Raw genomic sequence first — 21,002 nt, forward strand, 5'->3', positions numbered from 1 at the left:
GACATACGACGAGCGACAACTGAAACGAGGAGCTTCCCCGATGCCGGTTCCATCCAAGGAGAGGGTGACGGAGCTCATCTCCGATCTGGTGCAACGCCAGGGCTACGACTTGGAGGGCGTTGCGGTCACCCTCGCGGGTCGGCACAGCGCAGTCCGGATCATGGTGGACAGCGACGCCGGACTCGAACTCGACGCGGTTGCGAACCTGAGCCACGAGATCTCCGAGGTCTTCGATTCGGTGTCCGATTTCGGGGAATCGCCGTACACACTCGAGGTCACGTCTCCCGGTATCGACCGGCCGCTCACACACGAGCGGCACTGGCGCCGGGCCCGCGGCCGCAAGGCGCGTATCGACCTCGCCAACGAAACCGTCGTGGGTCGGATCGGCGTCCTCGACGGCGACTCGGTCGCGGTGGTGATCGGCTCGCGCACGGGCCCGGAGGTTCGGCGCGTCGCGCTCCCGGACATTCAGAAAGCTGTTGTGCAGGTGGAATTCTCGAAACCCGACCCGAGAGAGCTGGAACTCGCGGGCGGGATTCCCGAGGGTCGTGTGGCACCCGCGGACGCAGACGCGTCGGAAGATGAAGAAGTAGTAGAGGGGTTGGACAAGTGAATATCGACATTGCGGCGTTGCGCGCCATCGAGGCCGACAAGGGCATCTCGATCGAGACCGTCATCTCGACCATTCAGACCGCGTTGCTCACCGCCTACCGGCACACCGAGGGGCATCAGCAGCACGCACGGATCGACGTCGACACCAAGAGTGGCATCGTGCGGGTGATGGCGCACGACGTCGACGCCGACGGCAACATGGTCGGCGAGGAATGGGACGACACCCCGGAAGGCTTCGGCCGGATCGCCGCGACCACCGCCCGCCAGGTCATCCTCCAGCGGCTGCGCGACGCCGAGCACGAGCGGAGCTTCGGTGAGTACGCCACTCACGAGGGTGAGATCGTCGGCGGCGTGATCCAGCGCGACACCCGCGCGAACTCGCGCGGCATGGTCGTGGTGCGGATCGGCAGCGAGGCCAGCGGCGCCGAGGGTCTGATCCCGCCCGCCGAGCAGGTGCCCGGCGAGAACTACGAGCACGGCGAGCGGCTCAAGTGCTACGTCGTCGGTGTGGCCCGTGGACAGCGCGGACCGCAGATCACGCTGTCGCGCACCCACCCGAACCTCGTCCGCAAGCTGTTCGCGCTCGAGGTTCCGGAAATCGCGGACGGTTCGGTCGAGATCATCGCCGTCGCCCGGGAGGCCGGGCACCGGTCGAAGATCGCCGTCCAGTCGCGGGTGCAGGGGCTGAACGCCAAGGGTGCGTGTATCGGGCCGATGGGCCAGCGGGTGCGCAACGTGATGAGCGAACTCGCCGGCGAGAAGATCGACATCATCGACTTCGACGAGGACCCGGCCAGGTTCGTCGGCAACGCGCTGTCACCGTCGAAAGTGGTCTCCGTCACTGTCGTGGATCCCGAGGCGCGCGCCGCGCGTGTCGTCGTCCCCGACTTCCAGCTGTCGCTCGCCATCGGCAAGGAAGGGCAAAATGCCCGTCTTGCTGCGCGCTTGACCGGGTGGCGGATCGACATCCGCAGCGACGCCGCACCCGCCCCCGAGTCGGCAGGCGGACCCGCCGCGACCAGTCGTTGAGCCGGGAATGCGGAGATCGGGGCGAGTCGGCGGTAGAGTGGTCAATGGTTCAGCATGAGCATCCCGATTCTGCGCGCGTTCCTACCGGTTCACCGGTGCGAACATGCATAGGATGTAGGGAGCGCGCGCTGGCTGTCGATCTGCTCAGGGTTGTGGTTAGTGAGAGCGGGCCGCAAGGTCATGTTCTCGCCCCGGACCCGAGGCGCAGGCTTCCCGGTCGAGGTGCGTGGCTGCACCCCGTCGAGGCTTGCCTGAGTCTCGCGGAACGACGCCGAGCATTCGGCAGAGCGTTGCGAGTGTCCGGAAGTGTTGACGCGTCAGAAGTCGACCACTGGGTACACGCAGGGCACCCACCCAGAGCAGTACCTCTCGAACAGAACAGGCACAAGCACTCATGAGCACACCGTGAAGCACCAGCGATGATCGTCCATCGGAGATAACCCGAGGTCGTGCGGGCCCCTCTCAGGGGAGCCTCCTGCTCGACCTCATCAGTGAGGAGAGCAGTGGCAGGCAAGGCCCGCGTGCACGAGTTGGCTAAAGAACTCGGTGTCACAAGTAAAGAACTACTCGCAACGCTCAAGGAGCAGGGCGAGTTCGTGAAGTCGGCGTCCTCCACGGTGGAGGCGCCCGTCGCCAGGCGTCTGCGGGAATCCTTCCCGTCGGCGAAGTCCGCCGATTCCGCAGCCCGTCCGGCTGCCAAGCCCGGCGCGCCCGCACCGAGCACCCCGGCGACCGCAGCGAAGCCGGGCGGTCCCCGTCCCGGCCCGAAGCCGGCAGCCCCGGCTCCGGCTCCGGCCGCACCCGTGGCGGCAGCCCCTGCGGCCACCCCGAGGCGCAGGCCCCGGCTCCGGCCGCACCCGCAGCAAGCGCAGCCACCCCGGCTGCACCGGCGACCAACGCTCCCAAGCCCGGCCGCCCCACCCCGGCTGCCCCGGCGCCGGCCGCACCTGCAGCCCCGGCCGCCCCGGCTGCCAGTGCCCCCGCGGCTCCGTCCACGGGCGCCAAGCCCGGCGGACCCCGTCCCGGCCCGAAGCCCCCGCGTGTCGGTAACAACCCGTACTCCTCGGCTCCCGCCGAGCGTCCGGCGCCCCGCCCCGCTCCCGGCGCACCGCGTCCGGGTGCACCCCGTCCGGCTCCCGGTCAGGGTGGACCCCGTCCGGCTCCCGGTCAGGGCGGTCCCCGTCCGGCTCCCGGTCAGGGTGGACCCCGTCCGGCACCGGGTCAGGGCGGTCCCCGTCCGGCTCCCGGTCAGGGCGGACCCCGTCCCAGCCCCGGCTCGATGCCTCCTCGCCCGAACCCGGGCGCGATGCCCGCTCGTTCGGCACGTCCCGCCCCCGGCGGTCGTCCCGGCCGTCCCGGCGGAGCCCCCGGCGGTCGTCCCGGTGGCGGCGGCGGTGGATACCGCGGTGGCGGAGCCCCCGGTGCCGGAGCAGGTGCGCCCGGTGGCGGAGCACCCGCAGGTGGTTTCCGCGGTCGTCCCGGTGGCGGTGGACGCCCCGGTCAGCGCGGTGCCGCAGCAGGTGCGTTCGGTCGCCCCGGTGGTGCCCCGCGTCGTGGTCGCAAGTCGAAGCGTCAGAAGCGCCAGGAATACGATTCGATGCAGGCGCCCGCCGTCGGCGGCGTGCGGTTGCCCCGTGGCAACGGCGAGACCATTCGCCTCGCCCGCGGTGCATCCCTGTCGGACTTCGCGGAGAAGATCGACGCGAACCCCGCAGCGTTGGTGCAGGCACTGTTCAACCTCGGCGAGATGGTGACGGCGACCCAGTCGGTCAACGACGAGACGCTGGAACTGCTCGGCGGCGAGATGAACTACGTCGTCCAGGTCGTCAGCCCGGAGGACGAGGACCGCGAGCTGCTCGACAGCTTCGACCTCACCTACGGCGAAGACGAAGGTGGCGAAGAGGACCTCGAGTCCCGTCCGCCGGTGGTCACCGTCATGGGCCACGTCGACCACGGTAAGACCCGACTGCTCGACACGATCCGTAAGGCCAACGTCCGCGAGGGCGAGGCCGGCGGCATCACGCAGCACATCGGTGCCTACCAGGTGCTGACCGAGCTCGACGGCAACGAGCGTCTCGTGACGTTCATCGACACCCCCGGTCACGAGGCCTTCACGGCCATGCGTGCCCGTGGTGCCAAGGCGACCGACCTCGCGATCCTGGTCGTCGCCGCCGACGACGGCGTCATGCCGCAGACGGTGGAAGCGATCAACCACGCCCAGGCGGCCGACGTGCCGATCGTGGTCGCGGTGAACAAGATCGACAAGGAAGGCGCGAACCCGGACAAGATCCGGCAGCAGCTCACCGAGTACGGACTGGTCGCCGAGGAATACGGCGGAGACACCATGTTCGTCGACATCTCGGCGAAGCAGGGCACCAACATCGACGCACTGCTCGAAGCCGTGCTGTTGACGGCGGACGCTGCCCTGGACCTGCGGGCCAACCCGGACATGGACGCTCAGGGTGTCGCCATCGAGGCGCACCTCGACCGTGGACGCGGCCCCGTCGCGACCGTGCTCATCCAGCGCGGAACGCTGCGGGTCGGCGACTCGATCGTGGCCGGCGACGCGTACGGACGTGTGCGCCGCATGGTCGACGAGCACGGCGATGACGTGCTCGAGGCCCTGCCTTCGCGTCCCGTCCAGGTGGTCGGCTTCACGTCGGTCCCCGGTGCAGGCGACAACCTGCTCGTGGTCGACGAGGACCGCATCGCCCGTCAGATCGCCGACCGGCGCAATGCGCGTAAGCGCAACGCTCTGGCCGCGAAGAGCCGCAAGCGCATCAGCCTCGAGGACCTGGATTCGGCTCTCAAGGAGACGTCGCAGCTCAACCTCATCCTCAAGGGCGACAACTCGGGAACCGTGGAGGCCTTGGAAGAGGCCCTGCACGGCATCGAGATCGACGACGAGGTGCAGTTGCGGGTCATCGACCGTGGTGTCGGTGGCGTCACCGAGACCAACGTCAACCTGGCCGCTGCGTCGAACGCGATCATCATCGGGTTCAACGTCCGCGCCGAGGGCAAGGCGACCGAGTTGGCGAACCGCGAGGGCGTCGACATCCGGTACTACTCGGTGATCTACCAGGCCATCGACGAGGTCGAGAAGGCTCTCAAGGGCATGCTCAAGCCGATCTACGAAGAGGTCGAGCTGGGCAAGGCGGAGATCCGCGCGATGTTCCGTTCGTCCAAGGTCGGCAACATTGCCGGTTGCCTCGTCACCTCGGGTACCATCCGTCGCAATGCGAAGGCCCGGCTGCTGCGTGACAACACGGTTGTCGCCGAGACCGTCACCATCTCCTCGCTGAAGCGGGAGAAGGAGGACGCTGTCGAGGTACGCGAGGGTTACGAGTGCGGTTTGACGCTCACCTACTCCGACATCAAGGTCGGTGACGTCATCGAGGCCTACGAGCTTCGGGAGAAGCCGCGCGACTAGTCGCCATCCGTTTGGGGTGACGCAGCAGCGTCATCCGGCGTGCGCTTCTCCGGCCGACTCGATCGGCCGGGGAAGCGCACGTCTCCCCGAAGGAGGAAAGTTTGTACGTCGGTGCGCTCGAGCTCGACATCTTGCTCGGTGACGTGCGATCTCTGAAAGAGAAGCGTGCAATGGTCAAACCGGTTCTGGCGGAACTGCGACGCTATGGCGTCTCGGCGGCGGAGACCGGAGAACAGGATCGGTATCGCCGGTCGATGCTCGGCGTCACGATGGCGAGTTCGGCGGTCGATCACGTACACGAGGTACTCGACACGTGCGAACGGCACGTCGCCGAGCTGCCGGAACTGCAACTCCTTGCGGTCCGGCGAAGGATTTTCGGCCCCGAGGACTGACTCGGAGTGCCCTGCCCGCCCCGCCGCATCTGCGGCCCGGCGTGCAGAATGAACTACAGCTACACACGCAACTTCACAACTTATCCAGCGGCCAGGGAGAGGAGTCTGATTGTCATGGTGGATCCCGCCCGGGCACGCAAACTCGCCAAGCGCATCGGCACGATCGTCGCGACAGCGATCGACCACGAAATCAAGGACCCTCGCCTGGCGTTCGTCACGATCACCGATACCAAGGTGACGGCCGACCTCCACGACGCCACCGTGTACTACACCGTGATGGGCGCCGACCTCGAGTCCGAACCCGACCTCGCCTCCGCAGCCGCAGGGCTCGAGAAGGCGAAGGGCGTTCTGCGCTCGAAGGTGGGTGCAGGCACCGGAGTCCGGTTCACGCCGACGCTCACGTTCGTCGCGGACACGGTCCCCGACACGGCACGGCACATGGAGGAACTCCTCGCCCGCGCTCGCGCCGCAGACGACGAGGTCGCGCGTGTCGCGGCCGGCGCGTCCCCGGCCGGCGACCCCGACCCGTACAAGGAGCCCCGAGCCGAGGACGCGGACGACGCCGAAGTCGACGAGCCCTCCGGTTCCCGCCAGGCGGACTGACACGAACCGATATGACCCACACTCAGGAGACGTCCCTGTCTGATCTCGATCGTCACGAGGTGTTCCTGCCGCAGGCGGTCGCTGTTCTCGAGAACGCGACGTCGGTGACGGTTCTGTGTCACGTCCAACCCGATGCCGACACGATCGGCAGTGGGCTCGCCCTGGCGTTGGTGCTCGAGCGCAAGGGAATTCCGGTGCAGGTCGCGTTCGGCGCGCCCGACGAACTGCCGGAGTCGATGCGTGAACTGCCGGGCACCCACCTGCTGGTGCCTGCGGATCAGGTGCGCCGCAACGTCGATCTGCTCGTGACCGTCGACTGCGGCAGCGCCGGGCGGCTCGGGAAGCTCGCCGACCGGCTCGCGAACGCGGGGGAGACACTCGTCATCGACCACCACCGGTCCAACACCCGCTTCGGTCGCATGAACCTGATCGACGAGTCCGCGGAGTCGACGACCGCGGTCGTGGCGCAGATGTTCGACCTGTGGGGTGTGGACATCGACGCCGACCTCGCGCACTGCCTGTACGCGGGACTCGTGACCGACACCGGTTCGTTCCGCTGGGTGCAGCCCGGCACCCACACGCTCGCCGAGAGGCTGCTCGCCACCGGAATCGACGGGGCCCGCATCGCGCGGCGCCTGCTCGACACCCACCCGTTCGGCTGGTTGCCCATGCTGTCCTCGGTGCTCGGGTCGGCGACCCTCGTCCCCGACGCAGCGGGAGGGCGGGGACTGGTCTACGCCGTCATCCGGCAGGCCTACGTCGGAGACCTCCGCTCGGAGGAGATCGAAAGCGTCATCGACATCGTCCGGACGACGTCCGAGGCCGAGGTCGCCGCAGTCCTCAAGGAGGCCGTGGACGGCACCTGGTCGGTATCGCTGCGATCGAAGTCCGACGTGGACGTGTCGGTCGTCGCCGGATATCTCGGCGGCGGCGGTCATCGGTTCGCCGCCGGCTACACGGCCGAGAACTCTGCGGACGAGATCGTGACCTCCCTCGTCGAATCGCTCGGCTGAGGTCCGAATTCGTTGGCTGAAGTCTCGGAAGTCACGGGCGACGCGACCGCCCGGACGGTGTTCGGGCTGGCGTTGCCCGCGCTGGGCGTCCTCGCTGCCGAACCGATCTATCTGCTCTTCGACATCGCCGTCGTCGGTCGGCTGGGCGCTTTGGCGCTCGCGGGCCTCGCCGTCGGCGGTCTCATCCTCGCCCAGGTCAGCACGCAGCTGACATTCCTGTCCTACGGCACGACGGCGCGCGCGTCCCGCATGCACGGGGCCGGCGACGAGCGCGGCGCGGTCCGGGAGGGCGTGCAGGCCACGTGGCTGGCGCTGGGGATCGGCGCGCTCGTGATCGCGCTGGCCCACCTGTTCGCGCGGCCGGTAACGTCGGCGATCGCGGGCGGCTCCGACATCGCGGCGGCCGCCGAGAGCTGGCTGCGGATCGCGGTGTTCGGGGCCCCGCTGATCCTCGTCGCGATGGCGGGCAACGGGTGGATGCGTGGTGTGCAGAACACGGTGCGACCGCTGCGGTTCGTGATCGCCGGTCTCGTCGTGTCGGCCGTGGCCTGCCCGGTTCTGGTGCACGGATTGTGGGGTGCGCCGCGGCTGGAACTCGAGGGATCGGCGGTCGCGAACGTGATCGGGCAGGCGGTGTCCGCGAGCCTGTTCATCGGAGCGCTGGTGGTCGAGCGGGTGCCGTTGCGCCCGCGGTGGCACGTCATGCGCGCCCAGATGGTGCTCGGCCGGGACCTGATCCTGCGGAGCCTGGCCTTCCAGGCGTGCTTCCTCTCGGCCGCCGCCGTCGCGTCCCGGTTCGGTGCCGCCGCGGTCGCCGCCCACCAGGTGGTGCTGCAGCTGTGGAACCTCGTCGCCCTCACCCTCGACTCCCTGGCGATCGCCGCACAGGCGCTGGTCGGTGCCGCGCTGGGCGCCGGACACGCCAAAGGCGCCACGCGACTGTCGTGGCGCATCACCCGATGGTCGACGATCTTCGCGACAGGGCTCGCCCTGATCTTCGCCCTCGGCCACGGGGTGATCCCCGAGCTGTTCACCTCCGACCAGGCCGTGCTCGACGAGATGGCGGTGGCCTGGTGGTTCTTCGTCGCGATCATGCCGGTCGCCGGAGTGGTGTTCGCCCTCGACGGGGTACTGCTCGGTGCCGGCGACGTCGCCTTCCTCCGGAATGCCACGCTGTCCTGCGCGTTGGTCGGATTCCTGCCACTGATCTGGCTGTCGATGCTGCACGACTGGGGCCTGGCGGGAATCTGGACGGGACTCACGGTGTTCATAATTCTTCGGATGCTCGCGGTCGTGTGGCGCGTCGGAACGGGCCGCTGGGCAGTGGTCGGGGCCGACCTGCAGACACGGCACGGATTGGCCAGCGATCCCGCGGCGGAACACGATCGGAAAGGTGGTTGACGTGGCACCCAAGCTGATGGCGGTGAGCGACGTCCATGTGGGGCACCGGGGCAACCGCCCGATCACCGAGGACATCTATCCCGACTCGCCCGAAGACTGGCTGATCGTCGCGGGCGACGTCTCGGAGAAGACCGACGACATCCGGTGGGCGCTGAAACTCCTGCGCAGTCGTTTCGCCGAGGTCATCTGGGTCCCCGGCAACCACGAACTGTGGACGACGGCGAAGGATCCGGTGCAGATCCACGGCGCCGCCCGCTACGACTACCTGGTCACCATGTGCCGCGAGATCGGCGTCATCACCCCCGAGGACCCGTTCCCGGTGTGGGAGGCCGAGGACGGCCCGATCACCCTGGTCCCGATGTTCCTGCTGTACGACTACACGTTCCTCCCCGACGGCGCCACCACCAAGGAGGAAGGTCTCGCGATCGCGCGCGAGAAGAACGTGGTGGCCACGGACGAGTTCCTGCTGTCGAGTGAACCGTACGGAACCCGGGATGCCTGGTGTCGCAACCGCGTCGAGACGACGAAGGCCCGGTTGGACGCCCTGCCCGCCGGAACCCGCACCGTCCTGATCAACCACTTCCCGTTGGTGCGTCAACCGACGCAGGTGCTGTGGTACCCGGAGTTCTCCTTGTGGTGCGGCACCGAACTGACCGCGGACTGGCACACCCGGTACAACGCCGTCTGCGCCGTGTACGGGCATCTGCACATTCCGCGGACCACCTACTACGACGGGGTGCGGTTCGAAGAGGTGTCGCTGGGCTACCCGCGGGAGTGGCAGCGGCGGGGACTCCCGGACCGCCTCCTGCGGCAGATCCTCCCGGTGCCGGAGTACCCGCCGGGAACCCTGAACAAGTGGGGAGGCCACTTCAAGGTCACTCCCGAACAGGAAGCCGAAGTGGAGAAGATGCGGGCGAGGGGGGCCCTGTGATCGAGAGAATTCTGCCTGCCGGAGTGGTGTCGTCGGAACTGTTCGAGGATCCGCCCGGCCTGCGTCCGCACCCGCAGGAGGAGGCGCTGATCGGCAGGGCCGTGGAGAAGCGCCGCCGCGAATTCACCACCGCACGGCACTGCGCCCGCCTGGCGATGACGAAGCTGGGCGTGGACCAGGCCCCTGTTCTGCGGGGCGACAAGGGTTCCCCCGTGTGGCCGCGCGGCGTGGTCGGGAGCCTCACCCACTGCGACGGTTACCGCGGCGCGGTGCTCGGCTACGCCATGCAGGTGCGGTCCGTGGGGATCGACGCCGAACCGCACGAGGCGCTGCCCGACGGTGTGCTGGACGCGGTGAGCCTGCCCGCCGAACGCGACTGGCTGTCGGGCACGGCGGACTCCGGGCAGTGGCGCTCCGCCACCGGCGGTCCGGTGCACCGGGACAGGCTGCTGTTCTGTGCCAAGGAGGCTACGTACAAGGCGTGGTTCCCGCTCACCGCCCGGTGGCTCGGGTTCGAGGACGCGCACATCACGTTCGAGGCGTCCGGAGACGGCACGGGCACCTTCCATTCGGATCTCCTGATCTCGGGCGAGACCGTCGACGGTCCACCGCTGGCGTCGTTCGACGGACGGTGGATGGTGTCCGACGGCCTGATCATCACCGCGATTGCGGTGCACTGATTTCGGTGCGGTGACGACGGCTGGCAGAATCGGGCCTCGTGTCTGCACGTGAAAAGCCCTCTTCCGGTCTCGTCGGCGCCGGACTGCTCATCGTCGACAAGGACGCGGGCGTCACCAGCCACGACGTGGTGGCCCGGTGCCGGAAACTGCTCGGCACCCGGAAGGTCGGGCACGCGGGCACTCTCGACCCGATGGCCACCGGGGTGCTGGTGCTCGGGGTGGAGCGGGCGACGAAGCTGCTGGGGCTCCTCGCGCTGACCACCAAGGCGTACACGGCCACGATCCGGCTGGGTCAGGCCACCACCACCGACGACGCCGAGGGTGAGGTCGTCGCGTCGGCCGATGCGTCCGGCGTGACGGACGAGGAGATCGCCGCGCAGGTGCACACCCTCACCGGAGACATCCAGCAGATCCCGTCGAGCGTCAGCGCCATCAAGGTCGACGGCCGGCGGGCGCACGCACTGATCCGTGCGGGCGAGGAGTTCGAACTCGCTCCCCGGTCGGTCACGGTGTCTCGGTTCGAGGTCGTCGCGAGGCGAACCGAGGGCACGTTCGTCGACCTCGACGTCGAGGTGGAGTGTTCCTCCGGCACCTATGTCCGGGCGCTCGCGCGTGATCTGGGGATCGCGCTGATCGGCGTCGGCGGGCATCTCACCTCGCTGCGACGGACCCGGGTGGGACCGTTCACGCTCGAGCACGCGCGCACGCTGGAGCAGCTTGCCGAGGAGCCGGTGGTCAGCCTCGACATCGACGCCGCTGCGCAGACCGCGTTCCCGCACCGGCAGATCGACGCGGCCGAGGCCGAATCGATCAGTCAGGGCCGGTGGCTCGAGCCGATCGGAATCAAGGGTGTCTACGCCGCCATCGATCCGAGCGGGCACACGATCGCGCTGCTCCAGGAACGTGGACGGCGGGCCAGCTCGGTGATGGTGGTCCGCCCCGCGACCCTGAGATAGCGGTTCACACCAGCCAGATGGCCTGGGCTGCGGGGTTTCCGAGCTCGATGGAGTCGTCGTGGGCGCCGAGCCGGATCGACACGGTTCCGGCGTAGTCGCGTCGCTCCAGCACTGTGACCGTGACGTCCAGTGCCACACCGACCGAGTCGAAGTACCGCAGCATCGCCGGATCGGAGTCCGAGATCCGGGCGATGCGCCCGCTCTCGCCGTTGACGAAGTCGCTGAGCTGTCGTGCCGGGGGAGTGGGCACCGAGCCGTCGACCGCGGGAATCGGATCGCCGTGCGGATCGCGTTCGGGATGGCCGAGCTTGGCGTCCATCCGGGAGATCATCAGATCCGAGACGGCGTGTTCGAGTACCTCCGCCTCGTCGTGCACCTCGTCCCAGCCGTACCCCAGTTCGTGCACCAGATACGTCTCGATGAGGCGGTGCCTGCGGACCATTCCGACGGCGGCGACGCGCCCCGCCTCGGTGAGGGCGATCGACCCGTACCGGGCGTGATCGACGAGACCCTGGTCGGACAGTTTCCGGATGGCCTCCGACACGGTGGACGCCGACACCCCGATCTTCTCGGAGAGCAATTTCGTGGACACCCGCTCCTGCGACCACTCCTGAACGGTCCAGATGACCTTGAGGTAGTCCTGCGCCACTGCCGAGAGAGCCCCGGTCTCGGAGGTCGAACCCTCGGTCACGCTCTGGTCATTCTTGTTCACGGCCACGCCAACGAGCTTAGGCAAGTCTTACCGGCGAGACACATCGACACACCTGATCCGCCGCCGGGGGACGGCCCGGGCGACCGCGAACCGCGAGGTCGTGGCGCTTCCCCGGCGCGCGGGGCGGCCGGACACCCGGTCCGGAGATGAACATCGGCGCGCGGCACCGTAGGCTGCCACTCGTGCTGAGATGGCGTGGTCTCGACGAGGTTCCTGCCGACTGGGGTCGTTGTGTTCTCACGATCGGCGTATTCGATGGCGTGCACCGAGGTCACGCCCAACTGATCAGTCGAGCGGTGGCGGCTGCCCGCACGCGTGGAATACCCAGCGTGCTCATGACTTTCGATCCTCATCCGATGGAAGTGGTTCGTCCGGGCAGTCATCCCGCCCAGCTCACGACGCTCGCCCGCAGGGCGGAGCTCGCGGAGGAGTTGGGCATCGACGTGTTCTGCGTCATGCCGTTCACCGCCGAATTCATGAAGCTGACGCCGGAGCGGTACGCCCACGAGATCCTCGTGGAGCGCCTGCACGTGGCGGATGTCGTCGTCGGAGAGAACTTCACGTTCGGCAAGAAGGCCGCGGGCAACGTCGACCTGCTGCGTCAGATCGGCGAGCGGTTCGGGTTCGCGGTCGACGGTGTGACGTTGCTCGCCGAGCACGCGGTCACATTCTCGTCCACCTACATCCGTTCGTGCGTGGACGCCGGCGACATGGCCGCCGCGACGGAGGCCCTCGGCCGCCCGCACCGCGTGGAGGGTGTCGTCGTCCACGGCGACGGGCGTGGACGGCAGCTCGGCTATCCGACCGCGAACGTCGCACCGCCCATGTACGCCGCGATTCCCGCGGACGGCGTGTACGCCGCCTGGTTCACCGTGCTCGGACACGGGGTCGACCTGGGCACGGTCACCTCCGGCGAGCGGTACATGGCCGCCGTCTCGGTGGGCACCAACCCCACGTTCTCCGGGCGGACGCGCACCGTGGAGGCCTTCGTCCTGGACCGGGAAGCCGACCTGTACGGCCAGCACGTGGCCGTCGATCTGGTGGAGCGCCTCCGCGGGATGGAAAAATTCGATTCGGTCGACGACCTGATCGTCGCGATGGGCAAGGACGCCGAGCGTGCGCGTGCGATCCTGGCGGCGTCGGAGGACGTGCGGTAAAGCCGTCCCATTTCAGCTGGTAAAGTAGACCGCTGGCGTGCGCTGCGGTTCGCGGCGGCCGCGCCGAGTTTCGATCCTTGCACGCGAACGTCATCACCAGGAGTGAACCAGTGGCATTGACCACCGAAGAGAAGAAGCAGGTTCTGAGCGAGTACGGCCTGCACGAGACCGACACCGGTTCGCCGGAGGCGCAGGTGGCCATGCTCACCAAGCGCATCGTCGATCTCACCGAACACCTCAAGATGCACAAGCACGACCACCACTCCCGCCGCGGCCTCCTGCTGCTGGTCGGACGCCGTCGTCGTCTGCTCAAGTACGTCCAGAAGGTCGACATCGAGCGTTACCGCTCGCTGATCGAGCGTCTCGGTCTGCGTCGCTGAGTTTCGCACACAGCGGTCATTTCGATCGCAAATCACTCCGGTAGCCGGCCGGGCCTTGCTTAGACTGGGCCTCGCTGGCTATCGGCGTTAGCTGCCGAGGGCAGCACTACCGTATGCACCCGAGAATGTGGTGTCGGTCTTCGGTAGTGGTCTTCCGGACACGGTCCGGGGGACTTCGATCGACGGCCGCCTCCGCACAGCGACATCCCGAGAACTCGAGAGGGGGATGTCCCTCAGGTGCGCAGTTCTCGCCAGGAGGGTGAGAACGCCCCCGCGGGTACGGCGAAGACGAGAGGGAAGTGAAAAGAAGAGATGACAGAGAACTCCGCAGTAGAGGTCGATGAGGGCGTGTTCGAATCCACCGCCGTGATCGACAACGGGTCCTTCGGAACCCGCACCATTCGTTTCGAGACCGGTCGCCTCGCGCAGCAGGCCGCCGGCGCCGTCGTCGCCTACCTGGACGACGAGACGATGCTGCTGTCCGCGACGAGCGCCAGCAAGCACCCCAAGGAGCACTTCGACTTCTTCCCCCTGACGGTGGACGTCGAGGAGCGCATGTACGCGGCGGGCCGTATCCCCGGCTCGTTCTTCCGTCGTGAGGGCCGTCCCTCCACGGACGCGATCCTGACCTGCCGTCTGATCGACCGCCCGCTGCGCCCGTCGTTCGTCGACGGTCTGCGCAACGAGATCCAGGTCGTCGTCACGGTGATGAGCCTGAACCCGCAGGACCTGTACGACGTGGTCGCGATCAACGCCGCGTCCGCTTCCACCCAGATCGCGGGACTGCCGTTCTCCGGACCCGTCGGCGGTGTGCGCGTCGCGCTCATCACGTCGGACGAGAACAAGGCCGGCCAGTGGGTTGCATTCCCCACCGTCGAGCAGCTCGAGAACGCCGTCTTCGACATGGTCGTCGCGGGCCGCATCGTCTCCGGTAGCGGTGACGACGCCGACGTCGCGATCATGATGGTCGAGGCCGAGGCCACCGACAACGTGATCTCCCTGATCGACGGTGGCGCACAGGCTCCCACCGAGGCGATCGTGGCCGAGGGCCTCGAGGCCGCCAAGCCGTTCATCGCCCGCCTCTGCACCGCGCAGCAGCAGCTCGCGGCCAAGGCCTCCAAGCCGACCGGTGACTTCCCCGTCTTCCCGGCGTACCAGGACGACGTGTTCGCAGCCGTCGAGGCCGCCGCTGCGGAGAAGCTCAGCGCGGCACTGACCATCGCGGGCAAGCAGGAGCGCGACGACAAGACCGACGAGGTCAAGGTCGAGGTCCTCGAGCAGGTCGCCCCGAACTTCGAGGGTCGCGAGAAGGAACTGGGCGCGGCGTTCCGCTCGCTGACGAAGAAGCTGGTCCGTCAGCGCATCCTGCGCGACCAGTTCCGCATCGACGGCCGTGGCATCACGGACATCCGTTCGCTGTCGGCCGAGGTCGCCATCGTTCCGCGTGCGCACGGTTCCGCTCTGTTCGAGCGCGGCGAGACCCAGATCCTGGGTGTCACCACCCTCGACATGGTGAAGATGGCGCAGCAGGTCGATTCGCTCGGACCCGAGACGACCAAGCGGTACATGCACCACTACAACTTCCCGCCGTACTCCACCGGTGAGACGGGACGCGTCGGTTCGCCGAAGCGCCGCGAGATCGGTCACGGCGCGCTGGCGGAACGGGCACTCATGCCCGTGCTGCCCAGCGTCGAGGAATTCCCGTACGCCATCCGCCAGGTCTCGGAAGCTCTCAGCTCCAACGGCTCCACCTCGATGGGCTCCGTGTGCGCGTCGACGCTCGCACTGCTCAACGCCGGTGTGCCGCTGAAGGCTCCGGTCGCCGGCATCGCCATGGGCCTCGTCTCCGACCAGGTCGACGGTGAGACCCGCTACGTCGCGCTCACCGACATCCTCGGTGCCGAGGACGCGTTCGGCGACATGGACTTCAAGGTCGCGGGCACGAAGGACTTCGTCACGGCCCTGCAGCTCGACACGAAGCTCGACGGCATCCCGTCGAAGGTCCTCGCCGGCGCGCTGTCGCAGGCCAAGGACGCGCGTGCGACGATCCTCGAGGTCATGGCCGAGGCCATCGACACCCCCGACGAGATGAGCCCGTTCGCCCCGCGCGTCACGGCCATCAAGGTCCCCGTCGACAAGATCGGTGAGGTCATCGGCCCCAAGGGCAAGATGATCAACTCCATCACCGAGCAGACCGGCGCCAACATCTCCATCGAAGATGACGGCACCGTGTTCGTCGGTGCGACGGACGGCCCGTCCGCGCAGGCTGCGATCGACATGATCAACGCCATCGCCAACCCGCAGCTGCCGAAGGTCGGCGAGCGCTTCCTGGGCACGGTCGTCAAGACCACCGCCTTCGGTGCGTTCGTGTCGCTCCTTCCCGGCCGTGACGGATTGGTGCACATCTCGAAGCTGGGCAGCGGTAAGCGCATTGCCAAGGTCGAGGACGTCGTGAGCGTCGGCTCGAAGTTGCGTGTCGAGATCGCCGACATCGACAACCGTGGCAAGATCTCGCTGATCCCCGTCGAAGAAGACGGCGCCGCGGCTCCGGCCGAGCAGAGCGAAGAGGCGGCTGCCGAGAAGTAGTCTTCTCCCGGTCATCACGCCGGCTGCCCGCACGGATCCCGTGCGGGCAGCCGGCGTCTTCCTGTCCGGTGTCGGTGGGCGCGTCAGGAGGTCGGGCCCGTAGTGAACCGTCCGACATACCGGCGCTGCCACGGTGTCTCGACAGCGTGACGGTGGTAGTGCTGGCGGACGTACGCGACGGCGGCCCGCGCCGGGACCCCGTCGAGCACGGCGATGCAGGCGAGGGCTGTGCCCGTCCGGCCGCGACCGCCTCCGCACGCCACCTCCACCCGCTCCGTCGCGGCGCGACGCCACACCTCACCCATCGCATCGCGGGTGTCGTCGCGGTCCCGCGGCAACGCGAAATCGGGCCAGCGGACCCACCGCGAGTCCCACTGCACCGGCGGCGGCGTTCGCCCCAGCAGGTATACGGCGAAATCGGGGAGGGGACCCTCGGGGAGTGGTCGCCTCAGCCCCCGGCCGCGAACCAGGCGCCCGGACGGCAGGCGGAGGACTCCAGGCGCGTCGGCGTCCCAGGTATCGAACATGGCGCCCACTTTATTGCGAAGCCGTTCGGAAGACCCGATCGTCGAGGACCGGGACTGCGGGAGGGTCTGCCAGGCGATCATGGCCGCCAGAGCTTCCGGCGAAGAGTCTGCGTCCCACCCAGGTCGCCGACAGTGCGGACAGCACAGCGCCCGCGCCCCACAGATCCTCGATCGCCGGCCGGAGTTCGCCGCCCGGCCATTTCTCCCCGGCGGCGATCACCGACACCACCGACGTCGACGTGCAGTGCCGGGCGATCCAGTTCTGCGACAGCGGTCGCATTCCGTAGGGACGCCCCGACGCACACGCCGGTTCCGGCGCCGAGCTCGAAGCTGATGGTCGATCCGTTCGGCGAGGGAAGCACCAACCTGCGCGGCGCCGCGGTCCGTCGAATCGTATTCGGCGACAAGCTGATCTGCCCGTTCGTCACCCGGCTGCGTCCGACGGCTTTCGCCCCCGGCAGGCCCCAGTCGAAACGGAGGCCGTAATCGAGCTGGAGATGTTCGCGGTTCACGTCGACTTCCCGCTCTCCGTGGAGGTGAGCGTCGTGAGGGCAGCGATAACCGTGGTGACCGCGGCGCTCGGGGGACCGGGTAGCCGCGCGGCACCGATGTCGCGGAAGGCCCGGGGATCGTCGAGGCGAATCTGCGCGCACCCGGGTGGGGGAGTGTCCGTGGCCGGCACGATGCCCACACCCAAGCCGGATGCGACCAGGCCGTGCACGGTGTGCACGTCCTCTCCTTCGAACGCGATCGTAGGTAGGGCACCGGCTCGCGCGAACAGGTCGTCGAGCGATCCCCGCAGCCCGTAGCCCGGCTTGAGGGTGACGATCGGCTCGGAGGCGAGGTCACGGATCGTCGTCGAGGTCGAGGTGGCCCGCGGGTGCTCGGAGGGCACCAGGACGACGAGCGGCTGTTCGAACAGCGGCGTGACCGTGAGGCCCTCGGGCGGTGGGGTGAGACGGGAGGCGAGCGCGATGTCGGCCTCACGGTTGAGGAGGGTGTCCAGGCACGTGCGGCGCGCGCCCTGACTGAGGACGAACCGGATCGTCGGATCCGTCGCGCGGACGGTGCGAATCAACTCGGGCACGAGGTGCTCGCCGAGCGACATCTGAAAGGCGACGCGAACGGTGGCCCGCGCCTGTCGGTCTTCGGACTGCACGGCGTCGAGGCCGTCCACCACCGCCTCGAGTGCGCGTTGTGCGTAAGGCACCAGTGTCCGGCCGGCATCGGTCAGGCGCACGCCGCGGCCGTCCGGTTCCAGGAGCGAGATGTCGAGTTGCTTTTCGAGTCGGCGGATTATCCGGCTGACCGTGGGCTGGGGCATCCCGAGCATCGCGGCAGCGACAGTCACATGTTCGACTTCGCCGAGGGCGACGAGGACGGGGAGGTGCGGCAACAGCGCCTTGACGGTCTCGCTATTCATGACTCAACTGTATGAGTGGATGGATAGTTCTGCATTGGATTCATCAGTTCTTCGAATCTAACATCGACTCCATGCCCTCCACACGCCTCACGGAGAAGGAGACCCGCGCAGCGACCGCCCGGCAGCCCACGCCGCCGACGGGCAATCCGGACCGCCGACTCTCGGCTGCGCTGTGGTGTGCCGGTGTGGCGACCTTTGCCCTGATGTACGCGCCTCAAGGGCTCCTCACGCAGATCGGGCACGACGCGTCCGTGAGTCCGGCGCAGGCTTCTCTCCTGGTCTCGGCGTCCACGCTCGGGCTGGCGTTGTCGGTTCTGCCGTGGGCCCGGTTCTCGGATCGGGTGGGGCGCCCCACCGCGATGCGGTACGCGGCGGCAACCGCGGGACTGCTCGCCGTGGCCGTCCCCTGGCTCCCGACGTTCGACGCGCTGGTGGCGGGACGATTCGTCCAAGGGGTGGCGCTCGGCGGACTGCCAGCGCTGGCGATGACACTGCTCCACGAGGTCGCCGCGCCGGCGCGGACCGCGGCATTGGCCGGTTCCTACGTGGCAGCAACATCTTTGGGTGGTTTGAGCGGTCGACTTCTGGTCGTCCCGGTCGCCGATCACCTCGGGTGGCGTCCGGCACTGGCGATCCTCGGCGTAGGTCTGGCGACCCTGATGACCATCCTGATCGCGCTGCTTCCCGCCGGACGGGGGCGGCGAGTGCCCGTCCCGTCCACTGGGAGCCTTGCCATCCACTTGCGGGATACCCGCCTGCTGGCATTGTTCGGCATCGGTGCGCTACTCGTCGGCGGCATGGTGGCCGTCTTCAACTACCTCCCCTTCCGCCTCGAGGCCGCTCCGTACCACCTCGCGCCCACGGTGGTGTCGCTGATTTTTCTCGCCTATCTGGCGGGCACGGCGGGCTCTCGCGCCGCCGGCTGGTTGGTGGGCCGGCTCGGTCACCGAACCGTGCTCGTGTCGGCCTGCACCTTCATGGCAGGCGGGACGATGCTCAGCGTCGCCGGATCGCTGGTCCTGATCCTCCTCGGCGTGGCCGCGATCACCGCCGGGCTCTTCGTCGGCCATGCCGTCGCATCCGGCATGGTCGGCGCCCACGCGAAAACGGGTCGCGCACAGGCAACGGCGCTGTACAACGTCTCCTACTACGCCGGATCCAGCCTGTTCGGCTGGGTCGGAGGAATCGCCTGGGCGAGCGGACAATGGCTCTACGTGGCCGTCCTGGTCCTCGTGCTGACGGCGCTGGCCCTCGTCCTCGCGCTCCTCCCGTCGACAACCGCACGTCGCGTCGTCGCCGTCGAGTCCTGCTGAAGCGGGAGTTGGGATCTGTCCGGCAGGCCGGGGCCCGTGTCCGGGTGGGGGCCTGCTGTAATGGGGACAGGACAAAGGGGAGGGTCTGATGAGTGGAATGTTCCTACTCGGTGCGGTGTTGGCCGGCAGTGGAGGTGTTCTGGGGTTGGCAGTCGCACTGTTCGGAGGTGCGGAACCAAGCCGCCTTCGCCTATGTGCGTTGGACGGCCACACCGAAGTCTGTGATGCGCCTCGGGCTTGACCGGAGAGTCGGTCGGGTTGTCGGCCGTCTGGCGCGAAATGCGTGAAGATCAGCTGCGACGGCGGGCAATGTGCAGGACCGCGCCGAAGTGCCGCCGGATGCGGTGATCGGGCCGCTCGGCGATTCGGCGACGAATCTCGCTGTAGAGCCGTTCCCTTTGCCACTTCGCCATGGCGATGTGACCGGAGAAGGTGTCGAGAAGGTCGCGGTAGCCGTCCACGTCGTAGCTGACTTCCCAGTCGAAGTGACGGACCACGACATTGTCGAAGAGCCCGCACTTCCACATTTCGGCCCGATGATCGGCGAGTTCACCCTGGCGCGGCCACGTCGCGGCATCTGGGAGACCTTCGCCGATCTCCTCGTAGACGGGCTGAATGTCACGAAAGATCGGGTCCCCGCCTTCCGGGAACACGTGTTGTGCACCCCAGAAAGCCAGATGTCCTTCGGGTCGAATGAGGCTGGCCGCCTTGATGTATCGCGTCGAGGGATCGATCCAGTGCCAGGAGGTTGCCGCGAACACGAGGTCGTAGGTCACGCCTGGCGCAGGCCTCCATTGCTCGAAATCGGCGCAGATCACCTCGGCGTGAGGGAACGGCGCTACATTCGCACGCGCGATCGCTGCCAGGTCATGCCCGAGTTCGACCGACGTGATGGTGAAGCCCCGCCGCGCGAGCTCGACGGTGGCCTTGCCCGTACCTCCTCCGATCTCCAGTAGCGAGTCACCTGGGCGCAGCCCGGACGTGAGGACGAGTTCGTCGTAGAGCGCTGACGGATAGCTGGGCCGAGCGGCGTGGTACTTCCCGGCGGCCAACTCGAAGGTGCTTCGAAGCGTACGGCGATCCGTTGTCATGATTCGATCATCTCTGCTCCTCTGCAGGTGAACCAGTTCTATCGGCGATTCGTGGGCCTATCGCACCGTCTACCAGCGCTTTGACGCGCTAATCATCAGTGACAGCGACCCCGCACAGAGAGGAAGATCAAACAGACCGGTCTCCAGTCTTCTGGCTGAACGTCGCCTGAGGAGCGTGACGAGGTCGGTCGAATCCGATCCAGCCACCACCAAAGGGATGATCACCATGCCGGTTGTCGAGCAGTCCGTCGTCATTGCCCGTCCTGCGTCGGAAGTGTGGAATTTTGTCACCGTTGCGGAGAACTGGCCGTCGTGGGAGGCGTCCACCGTTGAATGCGAGCAGCTCACCGACGGGGAACTCGGGGTGGGCACCCGGTGGCGCGGGGTAACCCGCATTCTGGGTAGGCGGCTCGACTGGGTCACCGAATTCGTCGAGTACGAGCCGTTGAAGGTGGCTGCGTCCAGGTCGGTGGAGAGCAAGATCGCCTTCACCGCGACGACAAGGCTCGAGAAAGTCGACGGCGGCACCCTGTTCACCTATCGGACCGACAGCGAAAGTGGCCTCGGAGGAATCTTCGGCAAGCTGGCTGACCCGATAGTCGCGAAGGCGTACTCACGCACGGTGCGAGCAAGCCTGGACAACCTCGCAGACCTGCTCACCATCGACAGCTGACCATGCGGGTCGGCTCTCATTCGGTCGTTCCTCGAGCAGCGATGAGTTTCCGTGTCTCGACGAGTCGTGCCTTGCATACGATGTGGCCGACCG

21 protein-coding genes and 2 pseudogenes are annotated in these 21,002 nt (G+C 67.9%); 18 read left to right on the top strand and 5 right to left on the bottom strand.

The genetic code is table 11. From position 1 onward, the window contains the following. The first annotated feature begins 40 nt into the window (after positions 1 to 40). The 12 genes and pseudogenes from rimP (at position 41) to truB (ending at position 11,047) form a co-directional block, all read left to right on the top strand. Positions 41 to 613, top strand: coding sequence for a ribosome maturation factor RimP (rimP, locus tag FND50_RS15695; RefSeq protein WP_005240669.1), 573 nt, complete (start codon positions 41 to 43; stop codon positions 611 to 613). Further along, positions 610 to 1,641: a transcription termination factor NusA gene (nusA, locus tag FND50_RS15700; protein ID WP_005240670.1), complete on the top strand. Its 1,032-nt coding sequence runs from the start codon at positions 610 to 612 to the stop codon at positions 1,639 to 1,641. Before rimP ends, nusA begins: the two co-directional genes overlap by 4 nt. 44 nt (positions 1,642 to 1,685) lie before the next feature. Next, the gene (locus FND50_RS15705) at positions 1,686 to 2,039 is read left to right on the top strand and encodes a YlxR family protein (protein WP_144286306.1); all 354 of its coding nucleotides are present in this window, start codon (positions 1,686 to 1,688) and stop codon (positions 2,037 to 2,039) included. Between the two features lie 123 nt (positions 2,040 to 2,162). Then, positions 2,163 to 2,237, top strand: a pseudogene (locus FND50_RS37775) (translation initiation factor IF-2 N-terminal domain-containing protein); the annotation flags it as partial. Between the two features lie 179 nt (positions 2,238 to 2,416). After that, a pseudogene (infB, locus tag FND50_RS15710) lies at positions 2,417 to 5,071 on the top strand (translation initiation factor IF-2); the annotation flags it as partial. A gap of 101 nt (positions 5,072 to 5,172) precedes the next feature. Further along, positions 5,173 to 5,463 carry a DUF503 domain-containing protein gene (locus FND50_RS15715; RefSeq protein ID WP_005240674.1) on the top strand — a complete coding sequence of 97 codons (291 nt, stop codon included), beginning with the start codon at positions 5,173 to 5,175 and terminating at the stop codon, positions 5,461 to 5,463. A 114-nt stretch (positions 5,464 to 5,577) separates the two neighbouring features. Then, positions 5,578 to 6,066, top strand: coding sequence for a 30S ribosome-binding factor RbfA (rbfA, locus tag FND50_RS15720; protein WP_005240675.1), 489 nt, complete (start codon positions 5,578 to 5,580; stop codon positions 6,064 to 6,066). A gap of 11 nt (positions 6,067 to 6,077) precedes the next feature. Next, positions 6,078 to 7,079: a bifunctional oligoribonuclease/PAP phosphatase NrnA gene (locus tag FND50_RS15725; protein WP_144286307.1), complete on the top strand. Its 1,002-nt coding sequence runs from the start codon at positions 6,078 to 6,080 to the stop codon at positions 7,077 to 7,079. Between the two features lie 12 nt (positions 7,080 to 7,091). Then, positions 7,092 to 8,480 (top strand): MATE family efflux transporter, encoded by a 1,389-nt coding sequence (locus FND50_RS15730; RefSeq protein ID WP_144286308.1) that lies wholly within the window; start codon positions 7,092 to 7,094, stop codon positions 8,478 to 8,480. A 1-nt stretch (position 8,481) separates the two neighbouring features. Beyond that, a complete protein-coding gene (locus tag FND50_RS15735) occupies positions 8,482 to 9,411 on the top strand; it encodes a metallophosphoesterase (protein WP_025432371.1) in 930 nt (309 codons plus the stop codon). Next, complete coding sequence (gene npt, locus FND50_RS15740; RefSeq protein ID WP_025432372.1) at positions 9,408 to 10,091, top strand: 4'-phosphopantetheinyl transferase Npt; 684 nt, start codon at positions 9,408 to 9,410, stop codon at positions 10,089 to 10,091. The genes FND50_RS15735 and npt overlap by 4 nt, the downstream gene beginning before the upstream one ends. A 38-nt stretch (positions 10,092 to 10,129) precedes the next feature. Continuing rightward, complete coding sequence (gene truB / locus FND50_RS15745) at positions 10,130 to 11,047, top strand: tRNA pseudouridine(55) synthase TruB (protein ID WP_144286309.1); 918 nt, start codon at positions 10,130 to 10,132, stop codon at positions 11,045 to 11,047. A 4-nt stretch (positions 11,048 to 11,051) separates the two neighbouring features. On the opposite strand, the gene FND50_RS15750 is transcribed toward truB, so the two are convergent. Next, entirely contained in the window at positions 11,052 to 11,765 is a 714-nt protein-coding gene (locus FND50_RS15750) for a metal-dependent transcriptional regulator (RefSeq protein ID WP_144286310.1), read from the bottom strand. 176 nt (positions 11,766 to 11,941) lie between these two features. On the opposite strand from FND50_RS15750, the gene FND50_RS15755 reads away from it, so the two are divergent. From FND50_RS15755 to FND50_RS15765, 3 genes are all read left to right on the top strand, one after another. Then, on the top strand, positions 11,942 to 12,916 hold the full coding sequence (locus FND50_RS15755) for a bifunctional riboflavin kinase/FAD synthetase (protein WP_037205628.1): 975 nt from the start codon (positions 11,942 to 11,944) through the stop codon (positions 12,914 to 12,916). 110 nt (positions 12,917 to 13,026) lie between these two features. Next, a complete protein-coding gene (gene rpsO / locus FND50_RS15760; protein ID WP_005240682.1) occupies positions 13,027 to 13,296 on the top strand; it encodes a 30S ribosomal protein S15 in 270 nt (89 codons plus the stop codon). Positions 13,297 to 13,608: 312 nt separating this feature from the next. Then, positions 13,609 to 15,882 (top strand): polyribonucleotide nucleotidyltransferase, encoded by a 2,274-nt coding sequence (locus FND50_RS15765; protein ID WP_005240683.1) that lies wholly within the window; start codon positions 13,609 to 13,611, stop codon positions 15,880 to 15,882. 83 nt (positions 15,883 to 15,965) lie between these two features. On the opposite strand, the gene FND50_RS15770 is transcribed toward FND50_RS15765, so the two are convergent. Together FND50_RS15770 and FND50_RS36760 are read right to left on the bottom strand one after the other, a co-directional pair. Further along, positions 15,966 to 16,409: a protein phosphatase gene (locus tag FND50_RS15770; protein ID WP_144289070.1), complete on the bottom strand. Its 444-nt coding sequence runs from the start codon at positions 16,407 to 16,409 to the stop codon at positions 15,966 to 15,968. A gap of 10 nt (positions 16,410 to 16,419) precedes the next feature. After that, the gene (locus FND50_RS36760; RefSeq protein WP_260850992.1) at positions 16,420 to 16,689 is read right to left on the bottom strand and encodes a hypothetical protein; all 270 of its coding nucleotides are present in this window, start codon (positions 16,687 to 16,689) and stop codon (positions 16,420 to 16,422) included. A gap of 53 nt (positions 16,690 to 16,742) precedes the next feature. On the opposite strand from FND50_RS36760, the gene FND50_RS36765 reads away from it, so the two are divergent. Next, the gene (locus tag FND50_RS36765; protein WP_260850993.1) at positions 16,743 to 16,895 is read left to right on the top strand and encodes a hypothetical protein; all 153 of its coding nucleotides are present in this window, start codon (positions 16,743 to 16,745) and stop codon (positions 16,893 to 16,895) included. A gap of 22 nt (positions 16,896 to 16,917) precedes the next feature. Here FND50_RS36765 and FND50_RS15780 read toward each other — a convergent pair whose 3' ends face one another. Beyond that, a complete protein-coding gene (locus FND50_RS15780; protein WP_144286311.1) occupies positions 16,918 to 17,832 on the bottom strand; it encodes a LysR family transcriptional regulator in 915 nt (304 codons plus the stop codon). Between the two features lie 11 nt (positions 17,833 to 17,843). Here FND50_RS15780 and FND50_RS15785 point away from each other — a divergent pair, with 11 nt between their 5' ends. Beyond that, complete coding sequence (locus FND50_RS15785; RefSeq protein WP_144286312.1) at positions 17,844 to 19,145, top strand: MFS transporter; 1,302 nt, start codon at positions 17,844 to 17,846, stop codon at positions 19,143 to 19,145. Positions 19,146 to 19,435: 290 nt separating this feature from the next. Here the strand turns inward: FND50_RS15785 and FND50_RS15790 are convergent, their stop codons facing one another. After that, the gene (locus tag FND50_RS15790; protein ID WP_144286313.1) at positions 19,436 to 20,236 is read right to left on the bottom strand and encodes a trans-aconitate 2-methyltransferase; all 801 of its coding nucleotides are present in this window, start codon (positions 20,234 to 20,236) and stop codon (positions 19,436 to 19,438) included. 217 nt (positions 20,237 to 20,453) lie between these two features. Between FND50_RS15790 and FND50_RS15795 the strand changes: the two genes are divergently transcribed. Then, positions 20,454 to 20,909: an SRPBCC family protein gene (locus FND50_RS15795; protein WP_144289071.1), complete on the top strand. Its 456-nt coding sequence runs from the start codon at positions 20,454 to 20,456 to the stop codon at positions 20,907 to 20,909. Positions 20,910 to 21,002: the final 93 nt, after the last annotated feature.

It is taken from the genome of Rhodococcus sp. WB9, from assembly GCF_007558985.1.
Taxonomy (GTDB): Bacteria; Actinomycetota; Actinomycetes; order Mycobacteriales; family Mycobacteriaceae; genus Rhodococcus_F; species Rhodococcus_F opacus.